We start from the raw sequence: 23,053 nt of genomic DNA on the forward strand, positions 1-23,053 counted from the left end.
ATGAACGAGAACCACGGCACCGACCACTTCGGCCACCCGCACGACGACCGGCACGACCGCGGACTGGAGTACGACGTCCGCACCTTGCTCGACCGGCGCCGGGTGCTCGGCGTCCTCGGTGGGCTGGGCGCCGGTGCAGCTCTGGCGGCCTGCGGTGTCGGGGGAGACCGCGCCTCGTCCACCTCGAGCAGCTCGACCACGACGGGCAGCTCCTCCGGTTCCGACACCGTCGACACCGAGGTGCCGGACGAGACGGCCGGCCCGTACCCCGGTGACGGCTCCAACGGTCCGGATGCGCTCGCCGAGTCGGGCATCGTGCGGTCCGACATCACCAGCAGCTACGGCACCTCGACGACGAAGGCCGAGGGCGTGCCCCTCACCATCAACCTGACCGTGACCGACTCCGCGGGCGGGTATGCCGCGATGGAGGGTGCGGCGGTGTATCTCTGGCACTGCGACCGGGACGGTCAGTACTCGCTGTACTCCCCAGGCGTCGAGGGCGAGAACTACCTGCGCGGCGTGCAGCCGACGAACGCCAGCGGGACCGCCACGTTCACGAGCATCTTCCCGGCTGCCTACTCCGGGCGGTGGCCGCACATCCACTTCGAGGTCTACCAGTCCGTCGACGAGGCCACGAGCGACGGGCAGATCGTCAAGACCAGCCAGATCGCACTGCCCGAGGCGGTGTGCAAGCAGGTCTACGCGACCAGCGGCTACGAGCAGAGCGTCACCAACCTCGCCCAGACGTCGCTGACGCGGGACATGGTCTTCGGCGACGACGGCGGCATCCACCAGCTCGCCACCGTCACCGGCGACGCGACCAGCGGATACGTCGCGAACCTCACCATCGGCGTCTGAGCCAGCTGACGCCTAGGCTGCGGCGATGACCACGCGTGACGAGTGGGTGACGACCACGCACGACTGGAGCCTCGACGTCGACCACGACCACCTGCGCCACATCCGCGAGAACGTAGCGACGTTGGGCGTCGGGGGCAGGCGGCACCTCATCCTCGAGGTGCTGGCGTATGCCGCGGATGAGGCCGAGTCGGCAGGCCGGGTCGGGACCGCGCACGTCGTGGAGAACGCCGACGGGTCGGTGACGGTCGCGGACGACGGCCGCGGGACGGACACCCGCCTGGATGCCGACGGCCGGGTCGTGCGCAAGCCGGTGATGGCGACCAGGGACGTGCGGTTCTTCGACATCGACGTGCCACCGTTGCTGCCCGACGGTCTGCCGCGGCGCGGTATGTCGAGCGTCGCCGCGCTCTGCCCGTGGCTGGTGCACGAGAACCGGCGGGCTGAGGGCGGCTGGGTGCAGACCTACCGGCTCGGCGTGCCCGAGGCGGAGCTGGCCACCCTCGAGCCCAACGGCCGTTCGGGCACCACCGTGCGGTTCGTGCCGGCACCCGACGTGACCGGGCCCAGCTCGCTCACAACGAAGGACCTCGATGCCCACCGGTGGCTGCGAGTGGTCCTCACCCGTGGCGATTCGGGTGAGCGACCGGGCCCCGGCTAGACTGTCGCGGATCCCAAACCGCACGTTTCCGCCGGCTGACGCGCGCGCCCAGCACCGCGGCATACCGGCTCTCAACTCGAAAGTGACTCACTCGTGGCATCGACCAACGACCTGAAGAACGGCCTCGTGCTCAACCTCGAGGGCCAGCTGTGGTCCGTCGTGGAGTTCCAGCACGTCAAGCCCGGCAAGGGCCCGGCGTTCGTGCGCACCAAGCTCAAGAACGTGCTCTCGGGCAAGGTCGTCGACAAGACCTTCAACGCCGGCGTCAAGGTCGAGACCGCGAACGTCGACCGCCGCGACATGCAGTACCTGTACAAGGACGGCACGGACTTCGTGTTCATGGACCTGCAGACCTACGACCAGATCCACGTGCCCGAGGCCACCGTCGGCAAGGCCGCGGACTACCTGCTGGAGAGCCAGAACGCCCAGGTCGCGAGCCACGACGGCACTGTCCTGTACGTCGAGCTCCCCGCCTCGGTCGTCCTCGAGATCACCTACACCGAGCCAGGCCTGCAGGGCGACCGCTCCACCGGCGGCACCAAGCCCGCGACCCTCGAGACGGGCGCGACCATCAACGTCCCGCTGTTCCTCGAGCAGGGCACCAAGGTCAAGGTCGACACCCGCGACGGTTCCTACCTCGGCCGCGTGAACTGACCGTTGGCTGCCCGATCCAAGGCGCGCAAGCGCGCGGTCGACCTCCTCTTCGAGGCCGAGCAGCGCGGCGTCAACGCGCGTGACCTGTTGGCCGAGAGGTTGGCCAAGCCGGTCACCGAGGCGCCGCTCAACCAGTACACCGCCGACCTCGTCGAAGGCGTCGTCGCGCACTGGACCGACATCAACGAGCTGCTGACGACCTACTCGCAGGGCTGGTCGCTCGAGCGGATGCCGAGTGTCGACCGGGCCATCCTGCGACTGGGTGCGTTCGAGGTGCTGTATGCCGACGACGTGCCGGAAGGGGTTGCGGTTGCCGAGGCCGTCGAGCTGGCGAAGACGCTGTCGACCGACGAGAGCCCGAAGTTCGTCAACGGCCTGCTCGGCCGGCTGATCGAGGTCAAGCCGACCCTGGCATGAGCGGGGCCGTGGAGGTGCGGTTCGCAGAGGCGACGGACCTGCCGTTGCTGCAGGCGATCGAGGACGACGGCGAACGCGCCTTCGACGGGCTCATGGACCACTCGCACTGGGGACCGTCGCTGACCGGTGAGGAGCGCGCCGCCGAGCCGGGTTTCATGCTCGTCGCGGGCCGCCCGCCGGTGGGTTACGCCCACGTCCTGGACCTCGACGGTCACCTGCACCTCGAACAGCTCGACGTCCTCGCCTCGCACCGTCGCCGAGGCGTCGGGTCGGCTCTCGTGCAGGAGGTATGCCGCGTGGCCGCCTCCCGGGGTGCCCGAGAGGTCACCTTGCTGACCTTCGCCGAGGTGCCGTTCAACGGGCCGTTCTATGCGCGGCTCGGTTTTGCGGAGGTGCCCGAACCGCTGCTGGACTTCCTGGCGCCGTTGCGAGAGAACGAGAAGCGGATCGGTCTCGACGCCGGTGGCCGGCGCATCGCCATGCGGCGGACCCTGTAGCCGAGGTGCGGGCCATCCTCGACGAGGCGGTCTCAGAGGAGTCGACGAGCGAGGGCCCGTCCCTGGGTGAGGTGATGGCTGAGTTCCGTCGGCGCACCGGTGGCGTCGAGCTCGACCTCCCGCCTCGCGACGATTTCGGCGATCGCCGGGTCCCGGACTTCTCGTGATCGTCCTCGACACCAACCCGTGGGAGGCGTGACCAACCGAGCGTCTCGTATGCCGCGGTGCTCAGTAGGTGGGTCGGTTCGTTACGCCGCGACCGCGGGGGCTACAGTGGCACCGCACGACATCCTTTAACGACCTGTCCCGTGAGGCAGGGAAGGAGGTCTCGGCGCTGATGCGTCATGACTCAGCAGTACCCGCGGTCGAGCCGACGGCTCCCGCGCCCCCGGCGTCCGACGACGCCGCCCGCACCGTCATGAGTGCCGCGGACGTCTCGCGCGTCCTCAAGCGGATCGCCCACGAGATCGTCGAGCACAACAAGGGATCGCAAGACCTTGTCCTGCTTGGCATCCCGACCCGTGGCGTCGCCCTGGCCCACCGGCTCGCCACGCTGGTCGAGCAGGTCGAGGGCAACCCCGTGCCGGTCGGTGCACTCGACGTGACCATGCACCGCGACGACCTGCGCCGCCAGCCCACCCGCAGCCCGATGCACACCGACATCCCGCCGTGCGGCATCGACGACAAGGTCGTTGTCCTCGTCGACGACGTGCTCTACTCCGGCCGCACCGTCCGGGCCGCGCTTGACGCCCTCTCCGATCTCGGCCGGCCCCGCATCGTGCGGCTCGCCGTCCTCGTCGACCGCGGCCACCGCGAGCTGCCCATCCGCGCCGACCACGTCGGGAAGAACCTGCCCACGTCCAGCAGCGAGAAGGTCCGCGTGCGACTCAGCGAGCCCGACGGTGGGGACGACCAGGTGACCATCACCGGAGGTGATCTGCGATGAGCCCCACGACGGCGGCGACGCTCGAGACGCCCCCGACCACGCGGCATACCAAGCGACACCTGCTCTCGTCCGCGGATCTCGACCGCGACCAGATCAAGGCCATCCTGGACACCGCAGCCGAGATGCACACGGTGCAGAGCCGCGAGGTCAAGAAGCTGCCGACCCTGCGCGGGCGCACCGTCGTGAACCTGTTCTTCGAGGACTCGACCCGCACGCGCAGCAGCTTCGAGATCGCAGGCAAGTGGCTGTCGGCCGACGTCATCAACGTCTCGGCCAAGGGGTCGTCGACCTCCAAGGGCGAGTCGCTGCGCGACACCGTCCTGACCATCGCGGCCATGGGTGTGGACGCCCTCGTGATCCGGCACAGCGCGAGCGGTGCAGCGCACCAGGTGGCCCAGTGGGTCGACGCGCACGTCGTCAACGCCGGCGACGGCATGCACGAGCATCCGACGCAGGCCCTGCTCGACGCCTACTCGATGCAGCAGCGGCTCGGTGACCTCGAGGGGCGCCACGTCGCCATCGTCGGCGACCTGACCCATTCGCGGGTCGTCCGCTCGAACCTCATCACGCTGCGCACCCTCGGCGCGAAGGTCACCCTCGTGGCCCCGCCGACGCTGATGCCGAGCGGGATCGGCGCGTGGGCGGCGAGTGACGGGTTCGAGCTGAGCCACGACCTCGACGCCGTCCTGCCCACCGCCGACGCCGTGATGATGCTGCGGGTGCAGCGTGAGCGGATGAGCGGCGGGTTCTTCCCGACGGCCCGCGAGTACACGGTCGGCTACGGGCTCACCCGGCCGCGGCTCGAGACTCTCACGCGCGCCAACCCCGACGCCGTGATCTGCCACCCGGGTCCGATGAACCGTGGGCTCGAGATCGCCGCCGACGCCGCCGACGCGGCGCAGTCACTGGTGCTCGACCAGGTGAGCGCCGGTGTGGCAGTGCGGATGTCGGTGCTCTACCACCTGCTGTCGGGAGAGGAGACCCAGTCGTGAGCATGCTGCTGGTCAAGGGTGCCGACCTCGTCGGTGCGGGTGCACAGGACCTGCTGGTCACTGACGGCGTCATCACCGAGGTGGGGTCGATCGCCTCGGCCAAGGGCGCGGACGTGCTCGACGCCGACGGGCTCGTGGCGCTGCCCGGACTCGTCGACCTGCACACCCACTTGCGCGAACCCGGCCGGGAGGACGCCGAGACGATCGAGTCCGGCTCGGGAGCCGCGGCGGTCGGGGGCTACACCGCCGTCCTCGCCATGGCCAACACCTCACCGGTGACCGACACCGCCGAGGCGGCCGAGCGCATCCTCGACCTGGGTCGGGCGACCGGGCTGGTCGACGTGGTGCCCGTCGGGGCCGTGACCAAGGGGCTGGAGGGCGCGGAGCTCGCCGAGCTCGGTCTCATGCACCGCTCGCGCGCAGGCGTCACCGTCTTCTCCGATGACGGCAAGTGCGTCTACGACGCCCGGGTCATGCGCCGGGCGCTGGAGTACGTGCGGGCCTTCGGCGGCGTCGTGAGCCAGCATGCGCAGGACCCCCACCTTGCGGGCCCCCAGGCCTGCGCGCACGAGGGCGAGCTGTCCGGGCGCCTCGGGCTGCCGGGCTGGCCGGGAGTGGCCGAGGAGTCGATCGTCGCGCGTGACGTCATGCTCGCTCGCCACACCGGTTCACGCGTCCACGTCGCCCACGTCTCCACCGCGGCGACCGTCGAGGTCGTGCGCTGGGCCAAGGCACAGGGCATCGACGTCACCGCCGAGGTGACGCCGCACCACTTGGTCCTCACGACCGACCTGCTCACCGGGTACGACCCCGTCTACAAGGTCAACCCGCCGCTGCGTCCGCAGTCGGATGTCGACGCCCTGCGCGCAGCCCTGGCCGACGGCACCCTCGATGCGGTCGCCACCGACCACGCGCCGCACGCCCGGCACGACAAGGAACACGCCTTCGTCGACGCTGCCTTCGGGATGCTGGGGCTGGAGACCGCCCTGTCGGTCGTCTCCGACGTCATGGTGCGCAGTGACCTGCTCGACTGGGCCGGAGTAGCGCGCGTGATGTCCGCCAACCCGGCCCGCATCGCCGGCCTCACCGGACACGGTCGCCCGCTCGCTGTCGGTGAGCCGGCCAACCTCACACTGGTCGACCCCGACGCGACGGTCACGGTCGACCGGAGCGCGTCGATGTCCTTGTCCCGCAACAACCCCTGGCACGGACGCACCATGCGCGGAGCGGTCCACGCCACGGTGCTGCGAGGCCGCCTCACCGCCCAGAAGGGGGCCGTGGCGTGACCCGTCTCCAGGCCGTCGGCATCATGCTCGTCGCGTTGGGCCTCATCTACGCCCTCCTGTATGCCGCGTGGTTGCGCAAGCGTCGCCAGCACGCCTCCGCGGCCATCGCCGTCGAACGGCACCGCACCGAGGACGGGGCCGCCGCGGCGCCCTCGCTGCACGACGAGCGTCCCGCCACGGTCGTGGCCGAGGGCACGTACGTGAGCACCACGACCGCCGAGAACCGGTTCGAGCGGGTCACCATCGGGGGTCTCGGCAACCGCTCGCGGGCGACGCTGACGATCACGCGTGGCGATGCCGACCGGCTCGTCCGGATCGACCGGCAGGGAGAGTCCACCGTCACCATCCCGGCGGCCAGACTGGTCTCGGCCCGCCGCGACAAGGGCATGGCGGGCAAGGTCGTCGGGGCCAAGCGCATCGTCGTCCTGCAGTGGCGCACCGAGGACGGCGACCTCTACGAGACCGGCTTCCTGCCCAGGTACAAGGCCGATGTCGACCGCATCGAGTCTGCCCTGTGGTGGCACAGCTCCGACGACCAGTCCGCGCATGACGCGAAACCCACTGAGACAGAAGGAGAGGCGACGCCGTGAGCGCGGCAGCACAACTCGAGACCGACCTCGACCGGGGGCCCGCCGTCCTCGTGCTGGAGGACGGGCGCACGTTCCGCGGCGCGGCATACGGTGCCATCGGCACGACCGTCGGTGAGGCGGTCTTCTCGACCGGCATGACCGGTTACCAGGAGACGCTGACCGACCCGAGCTACCACCGCCAGGTGGTCGTCATGACCGCGCCCCACGTCGGCAACACCGGAGTCAACGCCGACGACAAGGAGTCGCGGCGCATCTGGGTCGCCGGCTACGTCGTGCGCGACCCCGCGCTGCGACCCTCCAACTGGCGGTCCGAGGCGACCCTCGAGGACGACCTGCGCGAGTGGGACGTCGTCGGCATCAGCGGCATCGACACCCGCGCGCTGACCCGGCACCTGCGTGAGCGCGGTGCGATGCGGGTCGGGATCTTCAGTGGTGACAAGGCTTCTGCTCCGGTCGACCAGCTCGTCGCCGAGGTGCAGGCTGCCCCGGCCATGGCCGGCGCCGCCCTGGCCGAGGAGGTCTCCACGACCGAGGCGTACGTGGTGCCGGCAGTGGGGGAGAAGCGGTTCACCGTCGCGGCGGTCGACCTCGGCATCAAGGCGATGACCCCGAACCTCATGGCGCAGCACGGCATCGAGGTGCACGTGCTGCCGGCCACGGCGACGTTCGACGACATCCGGTCCGTCGGGGAGGGCGGCCCGGATGGCGTCTTCTTCTCCAACGGCCCCGGCGACCCGGCGACGGCCGACCGGGAGGTGGCCGTGCTCCAGGAGGTGCTGGGCGCGGGTATCCCGTTCTTCGGCATCTGCTTCGGCAACCAGCTGCTGGGGCGGGCCCTGGGCTTCGGCACCTACAAGCTGAAGTACGGGCACCGCGGCATCAACCAGCCGGTGATGGACCGGACGACGCGCAAGGTCGAGGTCACGGCCCACAACCACGGGTTCGCGGTCGACGCGCCCCTCGATGGCGAGACCCGCACCGACTTCGGCTCCGCGACGGTGTCGCACGTGTGCCTCAACGACGACGTCGTCGAGGGCCTGGAGGTGCGCGGCGACGGCGGCGACCTCACGGCCTTCTCCGTGCAGTACCACCCGGAGGCGGCCGCGGGGCCGCACGACGCGGCATACCTCTTTGACCGCTTTGTCGACCTGATGTCCAAGAACGAGAAGGGAACTCGCCCGTAATGCCGAAGCGTGAGGACATCAAGTCCGTCCTGGTGATCGGCTCGGGGCCGATCGTCATCGGGCAGGCGTGCGAGTTCGACTACTCGGGCACGCAGGCGTGCCGGGTGCTGCGCGAGGAGGGCATCAGGGTCGTCCTGGTCAACTCCAACCCGGCGACGATCATGACCGACCCCGAGTTTGCCGACGCGACCTACGTGGAGCCGATCACCCCCGAGGTGGTCGAGTCGATCATCGCCAAGGAGCGTCCCGACGCGGTGCTGGCGACGCTGGGAGGCCAGACGGCCCTCAACTGCGCGATCGCGCTGCACGAGGCCGGGGTGCTGGAGAAGTACGACTGCCCGCTCATCGGCGCCAACGTGGAGGCGATCCAGCTCGGTGAGGACCGCGAGAAGTTCAAGGGCGTCGTGGAGCGCGTGGGCGGCGAGTCCGCGCGGTCGGCGATCTGCCACACGATGGACGAATGCCTAGCTGCCGCAGAGGATCTCGGCTACCCCGTGGTCGTGCGGCCGTCGTTCACCATGGGTGGCCTCGGTTCGGGATTCGCCTACGACGAGGCCGACCTGCGCCGTATCGCCGGCGCCGGCCTCCAGTACTCGCCGACGACCGAGGTGCTCCTCGAGGAGTCGATCCTCGGCTGGAAGGAGTACGAGCTCGAGGTCATGCGCGACCGCGCCGACAACGTCGTGGTGGTCTGCTCGATCGAGAACCTCGACCCGATGGGCGTGCACACCGGAGACTCGATCACCGTGGCACCCGCCCTCACTCTCACCGACCGCGAGTACCAGCGGCTGCGCGACATCGGCATCGCGGTCATCCGCGAGGTCGGCGTCGACACCGGTGGCTGCAACATCCAGTTCGCGGTCAACCCCGAGGACGGCCGCATCATCGTCATCGAGATGAACCCGCGTGTCTCGCGGTCTTCGGCGCTGGCGTCCAAGGCTACCGGCTTCCCGATCGCCAAGATCGCCGCGAAGATGGCGATCGGCTACACCCTCGACGAGGTGCCCAACGACATCACCCAGGAGACGCCGGCCAGCTTCGAGCCGACCCTGGACTACGTCGTGGTGAAGGTGCCCCGGTTCGCGTTCGAGAAGTTCCCCGCTGCCGACCCGACGCTCACGACGACGATGAAGTCCGTCGGTGAGGCCATGGCCATCGGGCGCAACTTCACCGAGGCCATGCAGAAGGCGCTGCGGTCGACCGAGCGCAAGGGCAGCAGCTTCCACTGGGACGGCCCGGTGCCGAGCGAGGAGCAGGCGCGCACGCTGCTCTTCGAGGCCAAGACCCCGACCGACGGCCGGATCGTCACGGTGCAGCAGGCGATGCGCGGTGGCCTCGATGTCGCGGAGGTCCACGAGGAGACGGGCATCGACCCGTGGTTCCTCGACCAGATCGCGCTCATCAACGCCGTGGCCGACCGGGTCGCCTCCGCGACCGAGCTGACGCCGCAGCTGCTGCGGGTGGCCAAGCGCCACGGCTTCAGCGACGCACAGCTCGCCTCCCTGCGGGGTATGCCGGAGGCCGTCGTCCGCGGGGTCCGGCACGCCCTCGGGGTCCGCCCGGTCTACAAGACGGTGGACACCTGCGCGGCCGAGTTCGCCGCCCGTACGCCGTACCACTACTCGTCCTACGACGAGGAGACCGAGGTCGCGCCGCGGGAGAACCCGGCCGTCATCATCCTCGGCAGCGGCCCCAACCGGATCGGCCAGGGCGTCGAGTTCGACTACTCCTGCGTCCACGCCAGCTTCGCCCTGCGCGACGCCGGCTACGACACCGTGATGGTCAACTGCAACCCCGAGACCGTCTCCACCGACTACGACACGAGCAGCCGGCTCTACTTCGAGCCTCTCACCCTCGAGGACGTCCTCGAGGTGGTGCACGCCGAGCAGCAGGCCGGACCGGTGGCCGGTGTCATCGTCCAGCTGGGCGGGCAGACGCCGCTCGGCCTCGCCCAGGCGCTCAAGGACGCCGGCGTCCCGGTGGTCGGCACGAGCCCCGAGGCGATCGATCTCGCCGAGGACCGCGGCGCCTTCGGGCGAGTCCTCGCGGAGGCGAACCTGCCCGCCCCACGGCACGGCACGGCATACAGTGCCGGCGAGGCCGTCGCGGTGGCCCGCGAGATCGGCTATCCCGTCCTCGTGCGCCCGTCCTATGTCCTGGGCGGTCGCGGCATGGAGATCGTCTACGACGACGAGACGCTCTCGGCCTACGTCACCCGGGCGACCGTCGCCAGCCCCGAGCACCCGGTGCTGGTCGACCGGTTCCTCGACGACGCCATCGAGATCGACGTCGACGCGCTCTACGACGGCACGCAGATGTACCTCGGCGGGATCATGGAGCACATCGAGGAGGCCGGGATCCACTCCGGCGACTCGGCCTGCACGCTGCCGCCGGTGACCCTCGGCGTCGCCGAGCTCGAGCGGGTCCGCGAGGCGACCCTGCGGCTGGCCGAGGGCATCGGCGTCCGCGGGCTCATGAACGTCCAGTTCGCCCTCGCCCAGGACGTCCTGTACGTCCTGGAGGCAAACCCCCGCGCGTCGCGCACCGTGCCGTTCGTGGCCAAGGCGACGGGCGTGCCCGTGGCCAAGGCGGCTGCGCGGGTCATGCTCGGCGCGACCATCAAGGAGCTGCGCGAGGAGGGCATGCTCCCGGCCGACGGCGACGGAGGCTCGATGCCGAGCCACGCGCCGGTGGCGGTCAAGGAGGCGGTGCTGCCGTTCAAGCGGTTCCGCACCCGCGACGGCCAGGTCGTCGACAGCCTGCTCGGGCCCGAGATGCGCTCGACCGGTGAGGTCATGGGCATCGACGACGACTTTGGCACGGCGTTCGCCAAGGGGATGCTCGCGGCCGGCTCCGGCCTGCCGCGCGAGGGCCGGGTCTTCGTGTCCGTGGCCAACCGTGACAAGCGCGCGATGATCTTCCCGGTGAAGCGTCTGGCTGACCTCGGGTTCACGATCGTCGCGACCACTGGCACCGCGGATGTGTTGCGCCGCAACGGAATCAGCTCCGAGGTCGTCCACAAGGTCAGCGAGCGTGACGAGGGTGAGCAGTCCATCGTCGACCTCATCCTCGCCGGTGAGATCGCCATGGTCGTCAACACCCCGAGCGGTCCCAACGCACGCGCCGACGGTTACGCCATCAGGGCGGCGACGACGTCGATGGACAAGCCGATCGTGACCACCGTCCAAGAGCTCGCCGCAGCCGTCCAGGGCATCGAGGCGCAGCTCCAAGGCGAGTTCACCGTGAAGCCGTTGCAGGCACATGCGCGTGACCTCGACCTGTATGCCGTGGGCGCGAGCGGGGTGACCGCGTGAGCGGCGTCGTCCAGGTGACCGGCGAGCTCATCGCGACCCGACGCGCCGGCGCCTACCACCACCTCACCTTCGTCGCACCGGGCCTGGCCGAACACGCCAAGCCTGGGCAGTTCGTCGCCCTGGCCGTCGGCGGCGACACGAGCTCGAACCTCCTGCGCCGGTGCTTCTCGATCCACAAGGTCAGCCCTTCGGGCACCTACGGCGGCACCGTCGACGTCGTCATCTCACCCGTGGGTCCGGGCACCGAGTGGCTGTCCGGCCTGCGCGCCCACGACGAGGTCGACATCGTCGGCCCGCTGGGTCGTGCCTTCCCCCTGCCCAAGGAACCGGTGCCCTGCGTCCTCGTGGGCGGCGGCTACGGCAGCGCGCCGCTGTTCTGGCTCGCCGAGGCACTGCGGGAGCGCGGCTGCCACGTCGAGCTCGTCCTCGGCGCGGCCACCGAGTCCAAGCTCTTCGGTGTGGTCGAGGCCCGGCGCCAGGCCGACGGGGTCAGCGTCACCACCGACGACGGCTCGGCCGGCACCCGCGGCTGGGTGTCCGACGTGCTCCCCGAGGTCATCACCCGCACCGGCGCCGCCGTGGTCTACGGCTGCGGCCCGATGGGGATGCTCAAGTCGATCACCGACGTCGCGGCGGCCCACGGTGCCGTCGCCCAGGTTGCGGTCGAGGAGTCGATGGCCTGCGGCGTGGGCGTGTGCATGACCTGTGTGATGCCGGTGACGGGCAATGACGGCGTGACGCGCATGGTCCGGTCCTGCGTGGAGGGCCCCGTCTTCCGGGGCGACCGCGTGCGGTGGGACGCCTTCGACGACGGCGTATGCCGCGTGCCCGCCGACGCGCTCGGCGCACCGAACGTGGGGGGTCACTGATGGCCGTGGACATGTCGGTCGACCTCGGCGGCGCGAGCCTGCCGAGCCCGATGATGACTGCATCGGGCTGTGCCGCGAACGGGCGGGAGCTGGCACGGTTCTTCGACATCCGCGAGCTCGGTGCCTTCGTCACCAAGTCCGTGATGGCCGACCCGAGGTCGGGCCGCGGCACGCCGCGCATGGCCGAGACGCCGTCGGGGATGCTGAACTCGATCGGCCTCCAGGGGCCGGGCATCAGCGCTTTCATCGACAAGGACCTCGCGTGGCTGCACCAAGCCGGTGCCCGCACCCTCGTCTCGATCGCGGGCAACACCAGCGGTGAGTTCGCCGTCGTGGCGGCGCGGCTGCGCGAGTCGGCAGCCTTCGGTTCGGTGGTCGGGGTGGAGGTCAACATCTCCTGCCCCAACGTCGCCAACCGCGGACTGGTCTTCGCCTGCGACCCGCTGGCGTCCGCCAAGGTCGTGGCCCTCGTGCGCGAGCAGCTGCCGCGCAACATCCCGATCTTCGCCAAGCTGACGCCCGACGTCACCGACATCGTCAGCATCGCCCAGGCGGCCGTGAAGGCCGGTGCCGACGGCCTGACGATGATCAACACGTTGCTGGGCATGGTGATCGACACCGACCGGCTGCGGCCGCAGGTGGCGGGGGTGACCGGTGGCCTGTCCGGACCGGCAGTGCGGCCGGTCGCGGTGCGCGCCGTGTGGCAGGTCAAGTCCGCCATGCGTGAGGGGCGGCTCCCGACGGTGCCGATCATCGGCGTCGGGGGAGTGCGCACCGGTCGCGACGCGCTCGAGCTGGTGGCCGCCGGTGCCAGCGCCGTGCAGGTCGGGACGGCGACGTTCAACGACCCCAGCGCACCTGTGCGCGTTGGGCGCGAGCTGGAGAACCTGTTGCAGGACAAGGGCTTTGGATGCCTCAAGGATGCTGTCGGCATCGCCCACGAGAGGATGGCCTGAGATGAGCGAGACCGGCGACCTGACCTTCGGGCAACGGCTGCGGGCCGCGATGGACGAGCACGGCCCGCTGTGCGCTGGCATCGACCCCCACCGGGCCCTGGTGGAGTCGTGGGGCCTGACCTACGACCTCGACGGGCTGCGGCGGTTCACCCAGGCCTGTGTCGAGGCCTTCGGCGGTCAGGTGGCTGCGGTCAAGCCGCAGAGCGCCTTCTTCGAGGTGTTCGGGTCGGCTGGCATCGCAGTGTTGGAGAACGCCGTTCGCGACCTCCAGGGCGCGGGCACGCTCGTGGTGGTCGACGCGAAGCGAGGTGACATCGGAAGCACCATGGCGGCATACGCCGAAGGGCTGCTGGGCAAGGACGCCGTCGCCCCGGGCGACGCACTCACGGTGAGCCCCTACCTGGGGTTCGAGTCGCTGCGACCGGCCCTGGACGTCGCCGCCCAGACCAGCCGCGGGGTCTTCGTCCTCGCGCTGACGTCGAACCCCGAGGGCCGCACGGTGCAGCACGCCCGGCTGCGTGACGTCAGCGTCGCCGAGTCGATGGTGACCAGCGCCGCCGCCGAGAACGCGGCTGCCGCCGAGCGAGGTGAGCTCGGCAGCGTCGGTCTCGTGGTCGGTGCCACGGTCGGCAGCGCCGTCCAGGAGCTCGGGCTCGACCTCGCCGCGATGGGCGGGCCGCTGCTCGCCCCCGGTGTCGGCGCCCAGGGTGGCACGAGCGAGGACCTGCGCCAGGTCTTCGGCGACGCCCTGCCCAACGTGCTGCCGGCCAGCTCACGCGACGTGCTCTCGGCCGGACCGGATGCCGCGACCCTGCGGGACCGTGCACGCTCGGTGAGCGAGACGATGGCGGCGCTGCTGAGTTGACCAACCAAGGCCACCGTTGCGGCGTCTGAAGGCACACAGCACGGATGACGCGAGGGGGAGCGGTGCGAGCACGAACGAGTCGAGTGCCTGAGAACCACCCACTGGTCGGTCTCAGGCACTCAACGCTGGTGGCGGGGCTGGCGCTGGGTGCATGCGCCGTCCTGCTCGCGGGGTGCGGCACCGAGCCCGGTGGGGCGGCCAGCTCGACCACGTCGAGCGCGAGCGTGCCCACTGCCGCCACAGCGCCCACGACGACGGGGCCCACCACAGCATCGGCTGCGACAACCACCCCCACGCCCGCACCGCCCACACCGTCCACCACGGTGTCACCCTCGGCTGCATCGACCCCGGCCGACCCGGCGTGCACCGCGCCGATGACCGTCAGGTTCACCGCGACCAGGCCGAAGGTCGACGGCGCCTCGACCGTGCAGCGCGTGACGACGTCGGTGAGGGCTGCGTGCGCCGGCGCCGTCGGTGCCACGCGGTTGCAGGAGCTCGCCAACGCCGCTGCGTCCGAGCGCTTCGACACGTGGCGGTCGAACAACGAGGAGTCCCAGGCGACGGGTGCGTCAGCACCGGGGGAGTTCACGCAGCGCGCGACGGTGCCCGTGAACGTACCGGGGCTGACCGTGATCCGGTTCCAGGACCGGACCTCGCTCGGTGGTGCAGTCAGCGACTCGAGCGTCCGGGCGGTCGTCCTCGACAACACCACCGGCGAGGAGATCACCCTCGACGGCATGCTCGCCGAGATGCAGCGGGACGGCGGGCCACGGTGGTACTTCGAACGTGAGCTGCGGCGCGCGGTGCCCAGCAGCGGCAACCCCTACGCGTCGCCCGAGCTGGCGCAGGGCCTGACGCGCGAGGACATCAGCGCCTGGCCGACCCAGAAGGGGCTGGCCGTGGCGGTGGACCAACGACGAGTCTTCGTCGGAGCAGCGGGGATCGTGACCTTCACCGTCCCGTGGTCGGTGCTCGTCGGCCCCGGCGCCGACATGTCGTTCATCCCCGACGCCTGGGGTCACTGAGGGGTCAGTGTCGCGAGGGCCGGAAGACCCGCGCCAGCGCACGGGCAGCGAGCACGAACGCGAAGAAGAACAGGGTCGCCCCGACGAACGTGAACAGCCGTAGGTTCGGCAGCATCATCGGTCCGGTGTCGGCGACCACGAGCACCACTCCGCAGATGGCGCAGGCCGCCGCGATGAGGGTGATCGTCAGCTGGCGCAGGGCGTCCTCGACGAAGGTGCGGTCGTCCGCGTGGGCCAGCAACCTCACCCGCACCGACAGCCGGCCCTCCTCCAGCTGGTCGCCGATGGCGGCCAGCCTGCGGGGAAGCCGTTGCAGCACAGGGGCAAGCGTGAGCAGCTGGTCCTCGAGCGTGGCCCGCACCTGGGCCGGCCGGAACTGGTCGGCGAGGAGCGTCCGACCGTGCGACCGAGCGGACTCCACCATGTCGAGCCCGGGATCGATGGTGGCGAGGGTGCCCTCGAGCGCGCCCAGGGCTCGCAGGGCCGCGGCCACCTGGGGCGGGACGCCGAACCCGTGCGCGAGCACCAGCGAGAAGAGCGCCGTGAACACCCCGGCGCCACCCCCGGCGCCGAACCCGGTCCGCATCCGTGCCACGAGGGTCCCGAGCTCGCGCTCGAAGCGCCGGTCGTCCAGGTCCTCCGGCCGGTCGAGCACGTCCAGCAGCGCGTCGGCGGCGGCCACCGAGTCGTTGCGGTCGACCGCGTGCAGGAACACCCCGAGCGCCCGCGACGTGGCCGAGTCGAGCCGTCCCACCGCACCGAAGTCCAGCAGGGCCAGCGTCCCGTCCGGCTGCAGGAAGACGTTGCCCTGGTGCAGGTCTGCGTGGAACACCCCGTCGACGAGCACCTGGCGCAGCACCGTGCGCAACAGGTCGTCGGCCAGTGCCTGCCGAGCCTCGGGAGACAGACCCGCCAGCTGTCGCTCCGCCCGTGACAACGGCTCGCCGGCCAACCGCTCCATGACGAGGAGCTGCGACGTCGACCACGCGGCATACACCCGCGGAACGCTTACCGTGCTGCCCGCCGCCCGCAACGACGTCTCGATCGCCTCGGTGTTGGCGCGCTCCACGCGGTAGTCGAGCTCTTCGTCGAGGCTGCCGGCGAACCCGCGAGCCAGCCCCAGCACCCCGAGCGAGCGCCCCCAGACGGTGGTGCGGTCGAGCCAGGTCGCGAGCCGCAGCACGATGTCGAGGTCGGCACGCACCTGAGCGCGGGCCTGCGGGCGTTGCACCTTGAGCACCACCGGTGTCCCGTCGAGCAACGTCGCGGCATGCACCTGGGCGACCGATGCCGCCGCCAGGGGCACCGGGTCGACGGAGGCGAAGACCGAGCCGACCGGCATACCCAGCTCGGACGTCAGCGCGGACTCGACCTCACCCCACGGTGCCGGCGGCACGTCACTCTGCAACGACGCCAGCTCCCGCGCGACCTCCACGCCGACCACGTCGGGGCGGGTCGACAGCATCTGCCCCAGCTTGACGAACGTGACCCCGCCGTCGGTCAGGGCCAGCCGCAGCGACCGGGCCACGGTCGACGACGACTCGGTCGGCGACAGGCGCGAGCGGCCGCGCAGGAAGCCGCCCAGGCCGTGCCGGCTGGCGATGCCGACGACCTGCACGTACCGCCGCGCCCGCCGCTGGCGAGCCGGCCACTGGCGCACCCAGGTGAGCGGGTTGGGGAGGCTGCCGGTCGGCACGATCGCCTCGAGCACCACAAGCATCGCGAGCCCGAGCGCCACGACCCACGCGGACGCCAGCACGATGACGGCGCCCTGCGCGAAGCCGACCGGCGTCGAGCCGTCCGGTCGCAGCCCGATGACGCGCGAGAGGGCGTTGATGCCCGACGCACCCACCTGGCTCACGAGCAGGCTGACGAGGATCGTCCGCGGCCACCCCACGGGCACACCCAGCAGCCGGCGCGAGATGAAACCCAGGACGACCGCGTTGGCGAGGGCGGCGAGCAGGACGGCCACGGAGGTCACCGACCCATCATGGCGGGGACGTCGGCCGACGCGGCATACCGGGACCACGACGGGGTATGCCGTGTGGTGGACCACGAGCGAAAGGCAGGCGTGCGCATGAGCGAGCCAGTGAACGAGCCGGTGAACGAGGGCGAGGACCGCAACCTGGCCCAGATGGACGAGTCGGACTCGGCCACCCACCACCGCAAGCAGCAGCTCATCCAAGAGGCCATCGACCAGGTGGTGGCCGGCGGTGCGGGCCGCGACGTCGACACCGTGCGGGTCGAGCTGGTGCAGGCGCTGGAGCGCCGTGGCATCGGCGAGCAGCCGCCGCGCTGGCTGGACACGGTCGCCGGGGCGGCCGCGGACGGCAGGCGTTACGTGGAGGACGGCAACGCCGCACCCTGACGACCTGCGGTTTCGTGCCAGCGAGCCTCGATGGGAATCCGGACGCGTCGGTTGCTAGAGTCGACGGAGTCCGAAGGGTTGGCACCCGTGCACGCAGCACGCCCGCAAAGGAGTTTGAACCGTGGCACTTCCTACCTTGACTCCGGAGCAGAGGGCAGCGGCCCTGGAAAAGGCCGCCGTCGCCCGCCGTGAACGGGCCGCGGTGAAGAACCGGCTCAAATACGCCCAGGGCTCCCTGCGCGAGGTCATCGAGGACGGCAAGTCCAACGAGGTCGTCGGCAAGATGAAGGTCTCGGCTCTGCTGGAGTCCATGCCCGGCGTCGGCCGCGTCCGCGCCCGCCAGATCATGCAAGAGGTCGGCATCTCCGAGAGCCGCCGCGTCCGTGGTCTCGGCGCCAACCAGATCTCCGCGCTCCTCACCCGCTTCGACGAGGCGTGAGCCAGCCGGCTCACGCCGAGCAGGACGGTTCCGACGACCGACCACACCGGCTCGTCGTCCTCGCGGGCCCCACGGCCGTCGGCAAGGGGACGGTGTCGGCATACATCCGCGAGCACTTTCCCGAGGTCTGGCTGAGCGTGTCGGCGACGACCCGCTCACCGCGCCCCGGTGAGGTCGACGGCGTGCACTACCACTTCGTCTCGACCACTGAGTTCGCGCGCCTGGAGCGCGACGGCGAGCTGCTGGAGTCGGCCGTCGTCCACGGCCGCAACCACTACGGCACGCCGCGCCGCCCCGTCGAGGAGGCGCTCGCCGCGCACCGGATGGCCCTGCTCGAGATCGACCTCCAGGGCGCCCGCCAGGTGCGGGAGAACATGCCCGAGGCGTTCTTCGTGTTCCTCGCCCCGCCGAGCTGGGAGGAGCTGGTGCGCCGGCTCGTCGGCCGGGGCACCGAGGACGAGGAGGAGCGGACGCGCCGGCTGGAGACCGCCAAGGTCGAGCTGGCCGCCGAGGCGGAGTTCGACGTCACCATCGTCAATGACGACGTTCGGCGTGCGGCCGAAGAACTCGTACACTTGATGCGAACCCACTGACAACTGATTGTGAGCACACCCGTGTCCGGAACCGTCGCGAACCCCATCGGCATCACCAACCCGCCGATCGACGACCTCCTCACCAAGGCCGACTCCAAGTACGCCCTGGTCATCTACTCGGCCAAGCGCGCCCGTCAGATCAACGCGTACTACAGCCAGCTCCAGGAGGGCCTGCTCGAGTACGTCGGCCCGCTCGTCGACAGCCAGGTGCACGAGAAGCCCATGTCGATCGCGCTGCGCGAGATCAACGAGGGCCTGGTCACCTCCGAGCCAATCGAGGCCTGAGAACCTGAGCACCGGGAGGTCCTCGATGGCGCGGATCGTCCTGGGTGTCGGCGGCGGCATCGCGGCATACAAGGTCGCGTCCCTGCTGCGTCTCTTCACCGAGTCCGGGCACGACGTCACGGTCGTGCCCACGGAGTCCGCGCTGCACTTCGTCGGCGCCCCCACGTGGGAGGCCCTGTCGGGCAAGCCCGTGCAGACCGACGTGTGGACGTCGGTGCACGAGGTGCCGCACGTGCGCCTCGGCAAGACGGCCGACCTCGTCGTCGTCGCGCCTGCGACGGCCGACCTGCTCGCGCGTGCCGCGCACGGGCTTGCGGGTGACCTGCTCACCAACGTGCTCCTCACCGCGCGCTGCCCCATCGTGATGGCGCCGGCCATGCACACGGAGATGTGGGAGCACCCGGCGACGCAGGCCAACGTCGAGACCCTCACCGAGCGCGGCGTCCACGTCATCCCGCCCGCGAGTGGGCGTCTCACCGGTGCCGACACCGGCCCCGGTCGGTTGCCCGAGCCGGAGGAGCTGTATGCCGTGTGCGAGCGGCTGCTCGCCCACGGCGCCTCCCAGCCGGCGGCCGCCGGTGAGCTGCCGCTGGCCGGCCGTCGCGTCGTGGTGTCGGCCGGTGGCACCCGTGAGCCGCTGGACCCGGTGCGTTTCCTCGGCAACCGCAGCTCCGGCAAGCAGGGTTTCGCGCTGGCGGAGGTGGCCGCCGCCCGGGGGGCCGAGGTGGTGCTCGTTGCCGCCAACAGCTCGCTCCCGGCACCGGCCGGGGTCAAGGTCGTTCCGGTGGAGACGGCCCTGGAGCTCGAGTCGGCGGTGACGGACGCGGCGCGCGACGCCGACGTGGTCGTGATGGCGGCCGCCGTGGCCGACTTCCGCCCCGCCACCTACGTCGACACCAAGATCAAGAAGTCCCACGACCCCGGTGACCCCGACGCCGCGCCCACCATCGAGCTCGTGCGCAACCCCGACATCCTCGCCGGCCTGGTCCGCGACCGCGGTGACGAGGCGAACCCGGTCATCGTGGGCTTCGCCGCGGAGACGGGTGACGCGAGCGGTTCGGTGCTCGACCACGGCCGCGACAAGCTCGTGCGCAAGGGCAGCGACCTGCTCGTGGTGAACGAGGTGGGTGTCGACAGGACCTTCGGTGCCGACGACAACACCGTCCACATCCTGCGGCAGGGCAGCAGCCATGTCGTCGATGTCGGACCCGCGACCAAGCACGACGTCGCCGCCGCGGTGTGGGACGCCGTGCAGGAGATCCTGTGAGCGAACTGCCCCAGCCCGACGAGAACACCCACTACTCGTCGAGGCGGCAGGACGACGTCGACGACCTCGCGTGGCCGACCTTCAGCCCGCAGGCCATGGCGCTGCTCGAGGACGCGGGAGAGGTCCTGCACCCGGCGGCCGGTGAGCTGCTGATCGACGCGGGGGAGCCGTACGACTTCTACTACGTGCGCCGTGGCGGCGTGATGCTGCTCGACCGCCGCGACGACCGCGTCGTGTTCCTCGTCGAGCCCGGCGACTTCGTGGGTGAGCTCGGCATGCTCATGGGCCAGCGCGCCTTCCTTCCCGGCATGGCCGTGGCCGACACCGAGGTGCTTCGGGTGCGCGTGCCGGAGCTGCAGCGCCTCATGGCGATCTCCGGTGAGCTGAGCGACGTGCTGCTGAGGGCGTTCGACGCCCGCCGGCGCCTGCTCAAGCGCCTCGGCGAGGGCGGTCTCGTCCTCGCTGGCGACGACGATGCCGACCTGCACCGGTTGCAGGACTTCGCCGAGCGCAACCAGCTGCCCTACCGCACCGTGCTGCGGTCGGACGACCGCGCGTGGGGCGACCTGGCGCGCAGCACCGAGCTGCCCCCGACCGGCACGGCCGTCGTCACCGGTGAGCGGCGGGTCCTCACCGCCCCGGCCACCCGTGACCTGGCCACTGCGCTCGGCATCGACCTGTGGGGCCTGGCCGACGGGTCCCGGTGCGACCTGGTCATCGTGGGTGCCGGTCCGGCTGGGCTGGCGGCAGGGGTCTACGGCGCATCCGAGGGGCTTTCGACCGTCGTGGTCGAGGACGTCGCCATCGGCGGTCAGGCCGGCAGCTCGACGCGGATCGAGAACTACCTGGGCTTTCCCGGGGGCATCTCCGGTGCCGAGCTGGGGCGGGCCGCCATGCTCCAAGCCGTGAAGTTCGGCGCCAAGCTTGTTTCTCCTCGAACCGTCACCGCCGTGCAGCAGGTGCCCGGCGGCCTGTTCCGCGTCACGCTCGACGACGAGACCGACGTGGAGGCGTGCGCCGTCATCGTGGCGACCGGCGCCCGCTACCGGCGGCTGCAGGTACCGGGGCTCACCGACCTCGAGGGCCGCGGCGTCTACTACGCCGCGAGCGAGCTGGAGGCCACGGTCGTCGCCGACCGACCCGCGGTCGTCGTGGGTGGGGCGAACTCCTCCGGCCAGGCAGCGCTCTTCCTGGCCCAGCACGCGAGCCACGTCCATGTCCTCATCCGGCGTGACGACATCACCGAGACGATGTCCGACTACCTGGCCCAGCGACTGGCGCACCACGAGCGGATCACGGTGCACCCGCGGTCCGAGCTCGTGGAGGTGAGGGGCGAGAGCCGGTTGGACGGCCTGACCTGGCGCGACCACGCGGGCGACAAGGACGTGAGCGTCGACGCGGCCGGGCTGTTCCTCATGATCGGGGCGCAGCCCGGCACCGAGTGGCTGCGCAGCACCGGCGTCGAGCTCGACGACCGCGGTTTCGTCGTGACGTCCGAGGGTTTCGCCACCTCCGTGCCCGGCCTGTTCGCCGTGGGTGACGTGCGGTCGGGTTCGGTCAAGCGCGTGGCCTCCGCCGTGGGCGAGGGGTCGGTCGTCATCTCCGCCGTGCACACCCACCTCGCGGGGCGCGCGACACCCTGACCCGCCGCAGTGTGGGATGCCGTGCGGCTGATCCGCTCGTCGCGGATACACTCGCGAGGTTCGCCCCCGCGCGTTCACGTCCCGTCCCTGAAGGAGTTGCTGAGTGTCTGCACGCCTGTTCACGTCCGAGTCGGTCACCGAGGGTCACCCGGACAAGATCTGTGACCAGATCTCCGACTCGATCCTGGACGCCATGCTCGAGCAGGACCCCGGCAGCCGGGTGGCCGTCGAGACGATGGTGACCACGGGACTGGTGCACGTCGCGGGTGAGGTGACCACCGAGGCCTACGTCGAGATCCCGAAGATCGTGCGCGACACCGTGCTCGGCATCGGCTACGACTCCTCGACCAAGGGCTTCGACGGCGCCTCCTGCGGTGTCGAGGTGTCGATCGGGCAGCAGAGCCCCGACATCGCCCAGGGTGTCGACACGGCATACGAGAACCGCACCGGTGGCGTCGACCCGCTCGACAAGCAGGGCGCCGGCGACCAGGGCCTCATGTTCGGGTACGCCTGCGACGACACCGCCGAGCTGATGCCGCTGCCGATCTTCCTCGCGCACCGGCTCTCCGAGCGGCTGACCGCCGTCCGCAAGAGCAACGAGGTGCCCTACCTGCGCCCCGACGGCAAGACCCAGGTGACCATCGGCTACGACGGCGACAAGGCCGTCAAGCTCGACACCGTCGTCCTGTCGACCCAGCACGCCGCCGACGTCTCGCTCGACGACCTGCTGACCCCCGACATCGAGCAGCACGTCATCAAGCCCGTCCTCGAGCAGCTTGCCGACGAGGGCACCGAGCTGGACACCACGGCATACCGCTCGCTCATCAACCCGACCGGACGCTTCGAGATCGGCGGGCCCATGGGCGACGCCGGGCTCACCGGCCGCAAGATCATCGTCGACACCTACGGCGGCATGGCCCGCCACGGTGGTGGCGCCTTCTCCGGCAAGGACCCGTCGAAGGTCGACCGCTCGGCCGCCTACGCCATGCGCTGGGTCGCCAAGAACGTCGTGGCCGCCGGGCTCGCCCGCCGCTGCGAGGTCCAGGTCGCCTACGCCATCGGCAAGGCGCAGCCCGTGGGGCTGTACGTCGAGACTTTCGGCACGGAGACCGAGCCGATCGACAAGATCCAGGCCGCGATCACGTCGGTGTTCGACCTGCGGCCGGCGGCGATCGTCGACCAGCTCGACCTGCTGCGCCCGATCTACAAGCCGACCGCGGCCTACGGGCACTTCGGTCGCACCCACGTCGACGGCTACACCAACCCGTTCACGTGGGAGCGCACCGACCGGGTCGAGCAGCTGCAGAAGGCTGTCAAGGGCTGACGCTGCCGCTGTCGCCCGGCTCG

The 23,053-nt window shown here is 70.8% G+C and carries 23 protein-coding genes; 22 read left to right on the top strand and 1 reads right to left on the bottom strand.

Annotated features, from left to right (window positions below):
• The 15 genes from HJG52_RS01745 to HJG52_RS01815 all read left to right on the top strand — a co-directional run bounded on the left by HJG52_RS01745 (window position 1) and on the right by HJG52_RS01815 (window position 15,111).
• Window positions 1–858 (top strand): intradiol ring-cleavage dioxygenase, encoded by an 858-nt coding sequence (locus HJG52_RS01745; protein WP_171241849.1) that lies wholly within the window; start codon window positions 1–3, stop codon window positions 856–858.
• A 25-nt stretch (window positions 859–883) separates the two neighbouring features.
• Window positions 884–1,516 (top strand): ATP-binding protein, encoded by a 633-nt coding sequence (locus HJG52_RS01750; protein WP_171241850.1) that lies wholly within the window; start codon window positions 884–886, stop codon window positions 1,514–1,516.
• Window positions 1,517–1,609: 93 nt separating this feature from the next.
• The gene (efp, locus tag HJG52_RS01755; protein WP_171241851.1) at window positions 1,610–2,170 is read left to right on the top strand and encodes an elongation factor P; all 561 of its coding nucleotides are present in this window, start codon (window positions 1,610–1,612) and stop codon (window positions 2,168–2,170) included.
• 3 nt (window positions 2,171–2,173) lie between these two features.
• Entirely contained in the window at window positions 2,174–2,587 is a 414-nt protein-coding gene (nusB, locus tag HJG52_RS01760) for a transcription antitermination factor NusB (protein ID WP_171241852.1), read from the top strand.
• Window positions 2,584–3,084 (top strand): GNAT family N-acetyltransferase, encoded by a 501-nt coding sequence (locus HJG52_RS01765; protein ID WP_171241853.1) that lies wholly within the window; start codon window positions 2,584–2,586, stop codon window positions 3,082–3,084. Before nusB ends, HJG52_RS01765 begins: the two co-directional genes overlap by 4 nt.
• 337 nt (window positions 3,085–3,421) lie before the next feature.
• Window positions 3,422–4,030 (top strand): bifunctional pyr operon transcriptional regulator/uracil phosphoribosyltransferase PyrR, encoded by a 609-nt coding sequence (gene pyrR, locus HJG52_RS01770; protein ID WP_171241854.1) that lies wholly within the window; start codon window positions 3,422–3,424, stop codon window positions 4,028–4,030.
• Window positions 4,027–5,022, top strand: coding sequence for an aspartate carbamoyltransferase catalytic subunit (locus HJG52_RS01775; protein WP_171241855.1), 996 nt, complete (start codon window positions 4,027–4,029; stop codon window positions 5,020–5,022). The genes pyrR and HJG52_RS01775 overlap by 4 nt, the downstream gene beginning before the upstream one ends.
• A gap of 2 nt (window positions 5,023–5,024) precedes the next feature.
• The gene (locus HJG52_RS01780; RefSeq protein WP_171242998.1) at window positions 5,025–6,308 is read left to right on the top strand and encodes a dihydroorotase; all 1,284 of its coding nucleotides are present in this window, start codon (window positions 5,025–5,027) and stop codon (window positions 6,306–6,308) included.
• The gene (locus HJG52_RS01785; protein ID WP_171241856.1) at window positions 6,305–6,898 is read left to right on the top strand and encodes a PH-like domain-containing protein; all 594 of its coding nucleotides are present in this window, start codon (window positions 6,305–6,307) and stop codon (window positions 6,896–6,898) included. Before HJG52_RS01780 ends, HJG52_RS01785 begins: the two co-directional genes overlap by 4 nt.
• Window positions 6,895–8,082, top strand: a complete 1,188-nt coding sequence (gene carA / locus HJG52_RS01790) for a glutamine-hydrolyzing carbamoyl-phosphate synthase small subunit (RefSeq protein ID WP_171241857.1) — start codon at window positions 6,895–6,897, stop codon at window positions 8,080–8,082. The genes HJG52_RS01785 and carA overlap by 4 nt, the downstream gene beginning before the upstream one ends.
• A complete protein-coding gene (gene carB / locus HJG52_RS01795; protein WP_171241858.1) occupies window positions 8,082–11,396 on the top strand; it encodes a carbamoyl-phosphate synthase large subunit in 3,315 nt (1,104 codons plus the stop codon). Before carA ends, carB begins: the two co-directional genes overlap by 1 nt.
• The gene (locus HJG52_RS01800) at window positions 11,393–12,265 is read left to right on the top strand and encodes an iron-sulfur cluster-binding protein (RefSeq protein WP_171241859.1); all 873 of its coding nucleotides are present in this window, start codon (window positions 11,393–11,395) and stop codon (window positions 12,263–12,265) included. Before carB ends, HJG52_RS01800 begins: the two co-directional genes overlap by 4 nt.
• On the top strand, window positions 12,265–13,221 hold the full coding sequence (locus tag HJG52_RS01805) for a dihydroorotate dehydrogenase (RefSeq protein WP_171241860.1): 957 nt from the start codon (window positions 12,265–12,267) through the stop codon (window positions 13,219–13,221). Before HJG52_RS01800 ends, HJG52_RS01805 begins: the two co-directional genes overlap by 1 nt.
• A gap of 1 nt (window position 13,222) precedes the next feature.
• Window positions 13,223–14,086, top strand: a complete 864-nt coding sequence (gene pyrF, locus HJG52_RS01810; protein WP_171241861.1) for an orotidine-5'-phosphate decarboxylase — start codon at window positions 13,223–13,225, stop codon at window positions 14,084–14,086.
• A 374-nt stretch (window positions 14,087–14,460) separates the two neighbouring features.
• On the top strand, window positions 14,461–15,111 hold the full coding sequence (locus HJG52_RS01815) for a hypothetical protein (protein WP_171241862.1): 651 nt from the start codon (window positions 14,461–14,463) through the stop codon (window positions 15,109–15,111).
• 4 nt (window positions 15,112–15,115) lie between these two features.
• On the opposite strand, the gene HJG52_RS01820 is transcribed toward HJG52_RS01815, so the two are convergent.
• Window positions 15,116–17,092: an AarF/UbiB family protein gene (locus HJG52_RS01820; protein WP_171241863.1), complete on the bottom strand. Its 1,977-nt coding sequence runs from the start codon at window positions 17,090–17,092 to the stop codon at window positions 15,116–15,118.
• 9 nt (window positions 17,093–17,101) lie between these two features.
• Here HJG52_RS01820 and HJG52_RS01825 point away from each other — a divergent pair, with 9 nt between their 5' ends.
• The 7 genes from HJG52_RS01825 to metK all read left to right on the top strand — a co-directional run bounded on the left by HJG52_RS01825 (window position 17,102) and on the right by metK (window position 23,030).
• Window positions 17,102–17,479, top strand: coding sequence for a hypothetical protein (locus HJG52_RS01825; protein WP_171241864.1), 378 nt, complete (start codon window positions 17,102–17,104; stop codon window positions 17,477–17,479).
• 121 nt (window positions 17,480–17,600) lie between these two features.
• The gene (gene mihF / locus HJG52_RS01830; RefSeq protein WP_171241865.1) at window positions 17,601–17,918 is read left to right on the top strand and encodes an integration host factor, actinobacterial type; all 318 of its coding nucleotides are present in this window, start codon (window positions 17,601–17,603) and stop codon (window positions 17,916–17,918) included.
• Window positions 17,915–18,511: a guanylate kinase gene (gene gmk / locus HJG52_RS01835; protein WP_171241866.1), complete on the top strand. Its 597-nt coding sequence runs from the start codon at window positions 17,915–17,917 to the stop codon at window positions 18,509–18,511. Before mihF ends, gmk begins: the two co-directional genes overlap by 4 nt.
• 21 nt (window positions 18,512–18,532) lie before the next feature.
• Window positions 18,533–18,796, top strand: coding sequence for a DNA-directed RNA polymerase subunit omega (gene rpoZ / locus HJG52_RS01840; RefSeq protein ID WP_171241867.1), 264 nt, complete (start codon window positions 18,533–18,535; stop codon window positions 18,794–18,796).
• 25 nt (window positions 18,797–18,821) lie between these two features.
• Window positions 18,822–20,063, top strand: coding sequence for a bifunctional phosphopantothenoylcysteine decarboxylase/phosphopantothenate--cysteine ligase CoaBC (coaBC, locus tag HJG52_RS01845; RefSeq protein ID WP_171241868.1), 1,242 nt, complete (start codon window positions 18,822–18,824; stop codon window positions 20,061–20,063).
• Complete coding sequence (locus HJG52_RS01850) at window positions 20,060–21,706, top strand: FAD-dependent oxidoreductase (RefSeq protein WP_171241869.1); 1,647 nt, start codon at window positions 20,060–20,062, stop codon at window positions 21,704–21,706. The genes coaBC and HJG52_RS01850 overlap by 4 nt, the downstream gene beginning before the upstream one ends.
• Before the next feature lie 103 nt (window positions 21,707–21,809).
• Window positions 21,810–23,030, top strand: coding sequence for a methionine adenosyltransferase (gene metK / locus HJG52_RS01855; protein WP_171241870.1), 1,221 nt, complete (start codon window positions 21,810–21,812; stop codon window positions 23,028–23,030).
• The last annotated feature ends 23 nt before the right edge of the window (window positions 23,031–23,053 follow it).

It is taken from the genome of Knoellia koreensis, from assembly GCF_013041615.1.
GTDB classification, from domain to species: Bacteria; Actinomycetota; Actinomycetes; order Actinomycetales; family Dermatophilaceae; genus Pedococcus; species Pedococcus koreensis.